Source organism: Granulicella paludicola (assembly GCF_025685545.1).
Classification (GTDB): domain Bacteria; phylum Acidobacteriota; class Terriglobia; order Terriglobales; family Acidobacteriaceae; genus Granulicella; species Granulicella paludicola.
The window spans coordinates 918,719-931,294 of sequence record NZ_JAGSYC010000025.1; the positions used below are offsets into that span (position 1 = coordinate 918,719).

The following is a 12,576-nucleotide window of genomic DNA, read 5'->3' on the forward strand; positions in this document are numbered from 1 at the left end:
GCGGCCGCCATAGCTGGCCGAGTCGCTGTAGCTCCTTGTCTTCGCCCCAAATAAAGGCGTATTTGATACCTATAGAGAACTTATTTCAGCAAAAACAGCTGTCATACAGATCATGGAAATGGCTTGACAAGTCCTCGCGAGTTCATGGAGGATGCCAGACCGATCACGATTCTTGTTTTACAGCAATGCCAAAATCTCCGCTGGGGCTTCTCTCCTGCGGGTGGTCTTGGACTGAGCTATGACCAACAAGAGCGTCTGGAGTTTTCCATGTTCCTGCTGACTTCGCGCCGCGTTTTTTCCATCTTGTCCTTGCTGCTGATCGCTGTTTTGTCCGGTGAGGCGCAATCTCCCATCGCGCTGCCGTACACGATGACTACGCTCGCCGGGTCCGCACCGATGACTGCGGCCTCCGGTACGCAGTGCCCCGGCCTCGCGACAGGTGTTCGCTCCACCGATGCCTACGGTGACGGCTGCCTTGCGACGAATGGCATCTTTGGAGCAGCGGGTCGCGGGGGTGTGGTAGCGGACGCGTTCGGCAATGTGTTTGTGGCCGATGATGTGGATGCGATCATCCACATGGTGAATGGCAGCACGGGTATCATGACGACGCTGGCGGGCAATGGGGCAGTCTGCTCGGCGAAGAAGGACTCCGCAGGCGATGGCTGCCTTGCCGCGACGCAGACGGTAACCAAGGGACAGCGCGGAATCGGTATTGATCCCTATGGCAACGTGCTTCTGGCTGGGTATAGCGACAACCTGGTTCACGTTGTGTGCCGCACGGCTTCCCCGCTCTGCTCGGCGGCGCAGATCGGTTATATGGAACTGGTGGCGGGATGCGTAGGCACGAGCGGCGGTGGCGCAACGGCTGGAGTCGGTGCAGACAATGTCCAGGCGGCGCAGGTTGGCGTCGGCACTTGTTCGCCGGCCGGCGGCGAGGTGGATGCTCCGCGGGGTGCGTGGGGAGATATCTACGGCAACGTCTACTTCGCGGATACATCTTCTTCGAGGACGCGTGTTGTAGCCGGGCCTAAGACCTCGAGCTATTTCACCGGGACGAATCCGCTGTATGCGGCGCTGGGTGTTTACTATGCGTCAGTGACGCAGGGCTATGCGTACTCCGTAGTCAACACATCAGGAACGGGTACGGGAACGGGTGGCACCGCGACTTCCCTGGCACAGTCCTGCTCGGTCACGACGAACGGCGCAGCTTACACGGGGACGGCGCTTGATACGCTCGGCGATGGCTGCCCATTCGAGTTCAGCTCTGTGAGTGCATCTTCGGGCTACACCAGCGGCGTGAGTGTTGATGCTGCGGGCAACATGCTTTTCACAGATCCGGTTCACGGTCTGCGGGTGTTCTTCGTCACCAATGCAGGCACGGCAGGTGCAGCAATGGCGAAGGCGATCAGCACCAACAATACGGGTGTGACACCTCAGCCAGGTTTTATCTACATGCTTGCCGGTGGCGGAGCGACTGCGCTTAGCGCGACGCCGACACTGGGAACGAACACGGCGGTTTCGGACACCACGACGACGAAGCTCGACGTCAGCCCGCAAGGCAACGTCTATATCGGCGATTCCAGCAAGGTGCTGTTTTACGACATCAATACGGGGTACATTCGTCTGCTGCTGAGTTCGGGCACGAATGTTGCGGCTGGTAGCTACTGCAGTGGTAGCAGTGGGCAGAAATCTCTCAGCGCTTACAGTGATGCGTGTCCGGCAGCGAAGTCGCTGTTCTCCAACAATAACGGTCTTGGCATTGCGACGGACGGCTCGGGAAATCTCTATCTGTATGACGCTTCGAGCAACACCTCTGGCATGCTGGTGCGCAAGATACTGGCACAGGGACTTGCAGCACAGACCGTGGGCACGCCGCTGATCCAAACGCTTCAGGTCCACCTGCCTCAGACTGCAGCGGGTACGGTAGCCGGCTCGACGGCCACGCTTTCGGCTAATGCAGATCTCACAGCAGCGACGCCTGCCTGTGCGCAGAACGGCGACTTCTCGGTCGATTGCACCGTTGCGGTGACGACGACTCCCTCTGCCGCTGGTGCGCGGTCGGCGACGTTGACAATCGCGCTGCCTGCAGGCACCTGGGCTAACCCTATAGCCAACGTCGCGCTCAACGGTACAGCGACCGGTTCCGTACTGGCGCTGGACAATGCCTCGACGACGAAGGCAGGGGTTGCCACGGCGGTTGCGCCGTTGACGAACTCGGTCTTCAGTTCGATCGTGCCTGCAGGCGTAGCGCTGGATGGCGCGGGCAATGTTTACGCGATGGACAGCCAGGCAGGCTCTATCGTGGAATCGATCAGTGGCGCTGCATATACGCTCTCAACAGCGCTGCCGACAAACCCTGGCCAAATTGCGGTAGATGCGGTTGGCGATGTGTTCGCCGTTGGCAAGGGGACGACGACTATCGAGGAGTTGAAGGTGAGTGGCCCGCCGGCATCCGCAGCGGCGCCTTCGACGCTGACGGCGACCACGGTTGCGTACACACCTGGCATAGGTACTGCGGCTCCACAGGCAATTGCTGTGGATCTGGCGGGGAATCTCTTCGTCGCCGATTCCCAGGCAAGCGGCTCCAGCGTATATCGCCTTTCGCAGGTGGCAAACACGGCACAGTTCCAGACAACAGTAGTGACTGGGTTGAGCAATCCGGTTTCGCTGGCGGTTGATGGCCTCGGCAACGTCTACGTTGCGGACAAGACGGCAGGCGCTGTCTATAAACTGACGCCCGGCGTCACTGGAGCCTACACGCAGAGTACGTTGCTGTCTGGCATCACGCCCGTCGCTGTCGCTGTCGATCCAGCGGGCGATGTTTATGTACAAGATCAGGCTAGCGCTTCGGTGATCGAGGTACCTACCGCTGGCCCGACGACGGTAAGCGTCCTCACCGGGCTTACAACTCCAGTGGGCCTGGCAGTGGATGGCAAGGGAGACGTCTTTAGCGCGGATGCGCACAACACAAGCGTGACCGAGGTGGTGCGGAACTCCGTCAACTACAACTTCGGCACCGATGAAAGCACAGCCTTCGCCGGCACGCTGACTGATGTCGGCAATCAGGCCGCCAGTGGTTCGAACCCGGTGACGAACACCACAAACTTCGCGGTCGTCGCGGGCTTATCTAATGGCTGCTCGTTCACAAACAGCGTTCTGGGTGCGGTTGCGGCCAGCGATGCCTGCACACTCTCAGCTACGCTTGTCGGCGGAGGTTCCGGTAGCGTCACCGATGCACTCAGCTTTCTGCCGTCGTCTTCCACACTCGGTAGTCTTTCCTTGACCGGTACCCTTTCGGGTATCGCGGTCGCGACGTCGACCTCTGTCAGCGTTCCTAGCCCGTCCGTGCCCGTCTATGCGTCGACCGGCACGGAGGTGACATTCACCGTCACAGTCGCTCCCACGAGCGGTACGGCTGCACCTGCTGGAACGGTAGCCATCACCGTGGATTCTACGACGACGAACCCGACATTGGTGACCTCCGGAAGCAATGGCGTTGCGACTGTCACTCTATCTGGGCTTACTGCAGGTTCCCACACCATCTCTGCGGTGTATGCCACTAGCGGCAGTTTCACAGGTTCGAACTCTGGCACAGCCCAGAGCTTTACCATCGCGACCGTGCCGACCTCTGTGGCGTGGACGCCAAGCGCGACGACGCAGCAAGTCAGCCAGGCCATCGGCACCGGTGTGCTGGATGCTACTGTGATGCCGGCCATCGCAGGCAGCTACGTCTATACCGCAACTCCTGCAGGTGGTTCCGCGACCGGCATCGACGCATCAAGTTACCTCGGCATCGGGAGCTATGCGCTTGCGGTCACGTTCTACCCGAACGACTCTGTCGACTACGCCCCGTCCACGGCGACCATCACCAGCTTCTCCGTAACGAAAGCGACGGCGACGCCAAGCGCGGGTGCATCGACCAACGTCGTTGCAGCGGACGGCACTGGGAACTACACGAGCCTTTCCGCAGCACTGGCAGCGCTGCCTGTTACCGGCGGCGCAATCTATCTGAAGCCGGGTACCTATACTGGACAGAACGCCATCAGCTACCCGAATGTCTCTCTGCGAGGTCTCGGCGGTGATGCGACCAAGGTGATTCTCACTGCAGAGGATGGTGCTTTCTCCAGCCCGTTCACGGGTTATCTCGGAACAGGTACGGGTTCCGGTAATGCGAGTGCCAGCGGCGATCAGGGCTCGTCTACGCTCGATGTGACCAAGAGCGCGTACATGGGTCAGACCAGCGGCAGTACATCCTCACCCATTGGCGTCACCAACAGCACACAGTACACGCCGAATAACTTCTACGCTGAATATCTCACCATTCAAAATACTTACAATACTGACGCAGCTGCGACCTCGACCTATACCTATAGCTCGAGCAGCGGCCTTTGTACCAATACGGGCACAGCGACGCCGCTTAGCTCCCTGTACAACGCAGGCACACAGTGCAATTCACAGGCGCTCGCGTTGTGGATCGAGTCCGATCAGGCGGTTCTGAACAACGTCAACCTCATCAGCCAGCAGGACACCCTCTATGCCGGCAGCCAGGGATGCGGCAGCACATGCACGCCTGCACGGCAGTATATGTGGAAGGGCAACATCACCGGCGACGTCGACTACGTGTTCGGCGACGCAGCACTTGCGTTCGACCACACCAACTTCTTTACAACCTGGCACGGCACCAGCGCCACGGGTACAGAGACGATCGAGGCGCAGAACAAGAAGTTCCAGACCGGCAGCAGCAACGACTACCTCAGCGGGTACATCTGCAATGGCTGCACTCTGCTCTCGCAGAGCACCGGCATGACGAACCTCTACTATGGCCGCCCGTATGGCAGCTACTCCACGTGGATCATGCTCAACTCATTCGTCGATCAGGTGAACCCAGTTGGCTGGATCGAGTTCTCCGGCGACAACAACCTGCCAACGTCGACCTACGCTGAGTACAACACGCAGCCCTACACCGATCCCACAGTCGGCACCGCGCCTTACCCTGCAACACTCTTCGGCGGCTCGGTCACGCCTACCGGCGGCAACCTGGGCGCGGGTGTCAGCGGCGCTCGTGAGACGAGCTCGCAGGCGCCCGGCACACTCCAGGCCAGCAACACCATCAAGACCAGTTTGACGGCTGCTGAGGCCGCACAGTACTTCCCTGTAACGTTCCTCTCGGCTGCGGTGCCCACGCAGGCTTATCCGGGCTTCACAGCCAACTGGAATCCGACGACCGCGCTGGCCAACGCGGTGAATGCCTTCGCGCCTGCTGGAAATGTCACTCTTAGCGCTCCAGGCGCCAGCGTCACCATCCTGAGCCGTCCGCAGACGCCAGGAGCTGGATTGATTCCGACCGGCACGTACACCGTCATGGACTCCCTGAACAGCGCCACCGCGACAGTTCTGGCAAGCGGCACGCTGGACGCGAGCGGTGAAGCGTACCTCACAACCAGCGCTCTCGGCTCAGGCGTGCACACCATCACGGCGGTCTACAACGGCGATACGAACTTCAGCGGGGGGACCTCTGCGCCGTTCACGATCACAGTTCCGGCCGCGTCGCTTATCTCTACGACGACCTCGCTTACGGTCACCACGCCGAGCACAGCCTACGGCGGCACAATCAATGGCAGTGTGACTGTCACGGCGCAGACCGGCGGCGGAACCGTTACTGGAAATGTGACGTTGATGGCTGGTACAAACACTCTTGGCTCCTGCATACTCTCCGCGGGTTCCTGCACCTTTGCCGTAACCGGAGCGCCCGCGGGTACACAGGCACTGACCGCTGTGTATGGCGGCAGCAGCACGTATGCCACGAGCGATTCGTCCAGCGCCACGCTTCAAGTAGCGCGTGCTCTTCTGCAGGTCGTCGCCAGCAACGCGAACACGACTGTGGGCGGTACGTTGCCTGCACTGACCTACACCATCTCCGGCTTTATCGGTACGGACACGCAGGCGACCGCGACGACCGGCGCACCAACGTTGACGACCACAGCCACCAGCACCGCATCGCCAGGTGTTTATCCCATCGCGATCACCACCGGCAGCCTCGCGTCTGCAAACTACAACTTCACCTTCACCGGCGGCTACCTGCATATTGCTGCAGTAGGACAAGCTGCAGCGGTCGCCACCGGCGATACACGCACCGTAACTGAACCCGTATTCCCTGGTGTCTGCCAAACGCTTACGGCTTCCATCGCTTCTGTGAACAACGATATTCCCGATGCGGTCGACAACCCTGCGACCACTCCCGGCGTCAGCACGAATCCCGACCAGGCGCGGATCCAGGCCGCGCTCAATGCCTGTGCCGGCACAAGCCAGGCGGTGCGGCTCTCGGTCGATAACACCGGTCACAATGCCTTCCTCAGCGGGCCTTTATCGATGCCATCGAATGTGACGTTGCTGGTCGATCCGGCGGTCACGCTGTTCTTCTCGCGCAACGCGCAGGACTATGACACTGTCGCCGGTACGCACACGTGCGGCACTATTGACACCAGTTCAGCAACGAGCTCCTGCCAGCCGCTGATCCTGGTTCCTTCTACGTCTACGAACGTCGGCATCATGGGGTATGGAAAGCTCGACGGCCGCGGTGGCGATACGCTGATCAATGCGATTGCGCCCTACCAAGGTTTCACCTGGTGGGGACTCTCAGCTGCGTATGCCAGCCCTAACAGCCAGCAGAATCCGATCTTCGTGCAGGTCGCGGGCGGAGCCAGCAATCTTACGCTGTATAAGATCACGCTTCGCAACTCGCCGCTCTTCCACGTTGCCTTCAAGGGCACTGAAACGGGCTTTACCGCCTGGGACATCAAGATCGTGACACCGACGACCTCGCGCAACACCGACGGTATCGACCCTGGCGACGTGCAGAACGCCACGATTACGCGCTCCTGGATCTCCGATGGCGATGACAATATCGCGGTGGGTGCCTCCGGCTCGGGTGCAGCGGACCAGGGCGCGAACATGACCATCACCAACAACCACTTCTTCGCTGGGCATGGTCAATCCATTGGTAGCATCACAGAGGCCGGCGTCAGCAACATCCTGTGGGACGGCAACATCGCTGCGGGCAATGGATTTGCAGGCCACGGTAGTGCCGTCAGCTCTACCGGAACCTTCGCTGGCGGAGCCAACGATGGCAACTCCACAGGCATTCGTATCAAATCCGCTAACGATCGCGGTGGTTTGGTGACGAACGTGCAGTACTCCAACGAGTGCCTGCTCGACCACGCTACCGACATCCAGTTCACGCCGCTGTACAACACCAATACCGGCACGCTGACGCCGAACTTCAAGAATATCCTGATGCAGAATATCGTCTTTGTGAACGACGACGCCGGCACAGGCACGGTGCAATTCACCGGCGCGTCCAATGGCGCGACGACCAACCCGCTGCAGGTCACGCTCGATAACGCCACCTTCTCCAGCGCGCTCAGTGCAACGAGCTTCGTCAATTCGGGCACCGCCGGCACGGAGACCAACGCGCAGCTCACGTATGGTCCGGGGCAGGTTTCATCGAACTTCGTCACCGCGTGGAATGCCTTCGTCGGCGCCAATGGCAACACTGTAACCAACAACATCACGGCTGCCAGCCTGGCCGCTCCGGTGTGTGTCTTCACGTACCTTGCGCCCGAGCTCACCGGCCCCAACGGCCTACCCCAGACCCTCACCCAGGGACAGAACGCCACCGCCGTCGTCATCCTTACCCCGGCCGTTGGCGGAGCAGCGTATCCCACCGGTACAGTCACACTGACCGACGCGCTCACCAGCTCTACCTACACCGCCACGCTACTGGGCACAGGCGACACGATCTCCGTGCCGCTTCCTGCTCTCTCCGTTGGCACGCACACTTTCACGGCCACGTACTCCGGCGATAGCAACTACGTGCTGCCTACGGGAGCGACGTATTACGCTGCCACCAACCCCTACACCATCGTCGTCAACTCCGGCGCGCTCAGCAGCACTACGACCACGCTCAGCGGCGTACCGGCGGCCGCGTCCTTCGGCACCAACTTCACCGCCACCGCAACCGTTACGGGCAGCTCGCCTTCGGGCACCGTGCAGTTCGTCGTGGCTGGCGGTGGAGCTACCGGCAGCTACACCTATGCCACATCCAGCGTCATTGCAGGCTCAGCCTCAGCTACGCTCGCCCTGCCCTTCAGCGCCAGCGGCTACACCGTCACCGCCATCTACAGCGGCGATGTCGCCACCGCCGGATCAACCTCTTTGGCTGCAAACGTCAGCATCACTGCTGCTCAGACGATCACGCTGCTCTCGCTCAGCACCAACTCCACGCCGCTCGGACATCCGGTCCTGGCGACCGTCACCGTCTCGCCGGTGCAGGCCGTCGCGGGTACCCCGGTCGGCACGGTTTCGCTTAGCTATACGACAGCGACCAGCAGCACGGCGGTCTCGCTCGGATCCGCAACACTGTCCGGTGGTGTAGCTACCGTCGCCGCCGATCTCCCCATCGGCGTCGATCAGATCACTGCGACCTATGCGGCCAGCGGCAGCTTTGCCGGCTCGGTCTCTTCGTCGATGAGCGTCACCGTCGGCGCTGCTACGATCACGCAGCTCTCCACCAACCCTGTCCCTCTGGCATACACCATCACCAACCTCGCCGGTGGCGGCGCTGCCGTGCCCAGTACCGGCAACATGGCCTGTGCCGGTGCTACGGACAAATACGGCGACGGCTGCCTTGCCACCACGATAGCCTTCACCGCTGCGGACGATCTACGCGGAGTCTCCCCCGACCCCTTCGGCAACGTCTATATCACCGACATCAGTGCGACCCGCATACGGCGCATCTCTCCCAACGGCATCATCACCACCTTCGCAGGTGGCGGCTCCACCTGCACACCTCCCGCCAGCACCGCAGCCAACGGCACTGGCTGCGTGCCTACCACCGCCTCGCTCAGCAAGCCGCGCGGCGTCTCTGCCGATTCCGCCGGCAACATCTTTATCGCCGACTACAGTGGCAACAAGGTGTACGAGGTTCGCGTCGCCGACGGCCTGATGTATCTCGTCGCCGGCACCGGCACCGCTGGCACCCTCGGCGATGGTGGCCCTGCGGTTGCGGCGCAGGTCGACGCTCCGCGCAGCGCCTGGAGCGATGCCGTCGGCGACATCTACATCGCCGATACGAGCGCCAACAAGGTTCGTGTCGTCGATACAGCCGGTAATATCCACACCTTCGCCGGTACCGGCACTTCCAGTTCCACCGGCGATGGCGGCCTCGCCACCGCAGCCACGATCAGCAATCCGCAAGGCATTACCACCGATGCCAACCTGAACGTCTACGTGGCCGACGCAGGAAAGGTCCGTGTCATCTGTGTCACATGCGGCACAGGATCGCCTCTCGATACCGTCCTTGCGAAGCTCGGCGTGACTTCACCCGTGAACGGCGACATTTACACCATCGCGGGCAGTGGCGCTACGTCAACATTCACAGGTACGCTACCGACACTCTCGACGAACGTCTCGATGTCTGTGCAGAAGCTCGCTATCGACATCGGCGGCAATCTCTACATATCTGACAGCAATGGTTTCGTCTGGTTCCTGGACTTTCACACTGGCTACATCCGAGCGATCGCAAGTGCTGCAAGCTCTGTATGCGCTGCGGCCACAGACGCCTTCGGCGACAGTTGCCCCGCAACGCAGGCAAAGTTCGGCAGCAATGGAGGGAATGGGTTCGGCGCAGGCGTGGATGTCTTCGGCAATGTCTATATCGGTGACACCACAAACCTGCTTGTGCGCAAGGTGATTACCGGGCTCACAGCTACGTCTACCGCAGTGGGCTCGACGCAAACTCTGCCTGTCCAGATTCACTTCAATGCAGGCGACAGCCTGGCCGGCAGCAACGCCGTGGCGTATAGCTCGAACGAATGGTCGCTGAGCACGCCTACCTGCATTACCAACGCCGATAGCACCAGTGACTGCCTATTTAGCGCTATGTTCGCCCCGGCGGTTCCCGGCGTAAGATCGACGCCACTCACCATCAATGGCTCAGCCGGAAGCAAAGCAGCTCTCGCTCTACTGGGTACAGCGCTCGGTTCAGGAGCGACGCTCGACCCAGCGAAGAGTGTCAGCTTCGGCACAGGTCTGCAGGTAGCGGGCGTCGCCGTCACAGGCGCGGGTAACGTCTATGTGTCGGACCTCAAGAGCAAGAACCTGCTTCTCTTTTCTCCGTCATCCCAGGCACTCGGCACCAGCGCAACTGCGACGACGCTTGCCACGCTGACCGCGCCTGGAGCTGTGACGGTCGATCCACGCGGCTTCGTCTACGTCGCCGACACCGCCACGGGCCTCGTCACACAGGTCGCCCCCTCGGGCACCAAAACGACTCTGGCAACAACCTTCAAGACACCGTCCGGTCTTGCCGTCGACAGTCTCAATAATCTGTATGTCTCCGACTCCGCGGCGAAGGCGGTGTACGAGATTGATGCCATCACAGGCGCGAGCCGCACGCTGATTGCTTCTGGCCTGACAGCACCTGCGGGCCTCACCATTGCTCCGTCCGGAAACCTGCTCATCGCAGATACTGGCGCGGCCACGCTCTACAGCTACAACCCCTCGACCGCCGCGCTCGCCACCGTCAAGTCCCCTGCGACCGCCCCGGTAGGCGTAACCACAGACGCTGCGGGAAATCTGCTGATCGCCGATACAGCAGCGATCTTCGCCGTTCCTGCCAGTGCAAACAGCAGCTCGTTCACCGTTGCAAGCATCACGCCGACGTCCATTGCGACCGATGCCGCCGGCGATGTCTTTGCGGGTGCGGGCAGCGGGGTTATCAAGCTCCAACGCACGCAGAGCCTGCTACAGTTCGCCAGCGCAGCGTCTGCGGCACAGACTGCGACGCTACTTGAGTCGGGCAATCAGTCCCTGCAGTTGACCAGCGTCAGCCAGACCGACATGACGGACTTCACGCTTACAGCGACGGCATCAACAGACTGTGTCGTCACCGGAACGCTGCCTTCTTCGCTTGCGGTCGGCGGGGCCTGCAGCCTCAGCGCAACGTACACGCCAGGATCGCCTGCTCCACCTACGCCGAGCGATACGGCGACCTTCAACGGCAACCTCTCCAACGCCGCGCAGTCGTCGCCTTCCACTGTGCAGCTAAGCCTTACAGGCCCGGTCACGGTGCTTACCGATAGCCTGTCGCTGAACGCGCCCTCCCCTGCCTCGCCGGTCTACGGACAGGCGGTGACGATCAGCGCTACCGTCACCGGCGTTGCGGCGCTGGCTCCAGCCGGCTCAGTCACCTTCTCCGTGGATGGCGTGGCCACAACAGCCACTCTCACCAGCGGCGTCGCTATGGCCACGCTCAATGGGCTTGCAGCAGGTATGCATAGCGTCTCTGCGAGTTTCACCAGCAGCAACGGTTACCCGGCTGCCTCGACGATGACGGCGACCACCTTTACCGTCACCAAAGCGACCAGCGGCGTCACACTCAGCTCGAACCCGGCGGTCCCCGTCGCCGGTCTCGCCGACGTGCTCTCGGCAACCGTTACCGGCGCGGGCACCCTCACCGGCAATGTGGCTTTCAGCAATGGCACCACAACCCTCTGCACGGCGGCCGTCAGTGGCGTGGGCATAGCCACCTGCAGCTTCACTCCTGCGGCGGCTGGAAGCCTGAGCCTAACGGCACAGTACCAGGGGGACGCCAATCACTCGCCGAGTACTGCCAGTCTCACATTATCTGCGGCTTCCACAGACTTTACCCTCACCTTGACGCCTGCGTTGCAGACCGCGAATGCTGGCGGCAGCACGGCTTACACTATCACTGCAACAGGCGTGAGCGGCACACTCTACGGTCCGGTCACGCTTACAGAGATCGGTCTGCCAAGCAACTACAATATCAGCTTCTCACCATCCTCACTCGTGGGTGGAGCGGCGAACACCAGCACACTCACTATCGTGGCGCCCGCCACCATTGCGCGGTCGACACCGCAGACCACTAACAGTGGCCGCGGCTGGCTGATGGCGCTCGCTCTTCCCTTCTGTCTGCTGTTTGGAAGCCGCTACAGGCGAGGCCGTTATGCACTCAGCGTGCTGCTACTACTTACGGGTCTCGGCGCTGCTACCTGTGTGATCGGCTGCAGTAGTGGCAGCATGAAAGCGACCCCGGTGAACTATAACTTCACGGTCAGCGCTACGGGGCTATCGACGACCCACACCACCACCGCGATCCTGACGGTCGAGCCCACCCAATAATGCCTTACCGCTGAGTTTTGGTGCACGAACTATGGTTCGTGCGCCACTCTTTTGGAGAAGATCTGGCTTATGCGTCGCAGCAGCCGCAGGACCTGCGCACCACGAGTTGTGTCTCCAACACAACCTGCTGTGGGACACTGCGCCGCGCAGTACCGGGACTCAGCAGGCGCTCGAAGAGGAGTTCAGCTGCGGCGTGACCGATGGCTTCGATTGGTTGGCGGATGACACTGATCGAGGGCCGCAAAACCGCAGCCATCTCGAAGTCGTCGTAGCCCACCAGCGCGAGGGTCTCCGGCACCTTCACGCCGTGCTTCTGCAGCGTCTCGAAGACAGCGACCGTCGCGCTGTTCTTCAGCGTCAGGATCGCATCGGGCG

2 protein-coding genes are annotated in these 12,576 nt (G+C 61.4%); one reads left to right on the forward strand and one right to left on the reverse strand.

Translation table 11 applies throughout. The annotated features are described in order from the left end of the window. The first annotated feature begins 123 nt into the window (after positions 1–123). A complete protein-coding gene (locus tag OHL14_RS15580; RefSeq protein WP_263380274.1) occupies positions 124–12,201 on the forward strand; it encodes a pectinesterase family protein in 12,078 nt (4,025 codons plus the stop codon). 67 nt (positions 12,202–12,268) lie between these two features. Here the strand turns inward: OHL14_RS15580 and OHL14_RS15585 are convergent. Continuing rightward, positions 12,269–12,576: substrate-binding domain-containing protein (locus tag OHL14_RS15585; RefSeq protein WP_263380275.1), on the reverse strand; the 308-nt coding region annotated here is incomplete at its 5' end.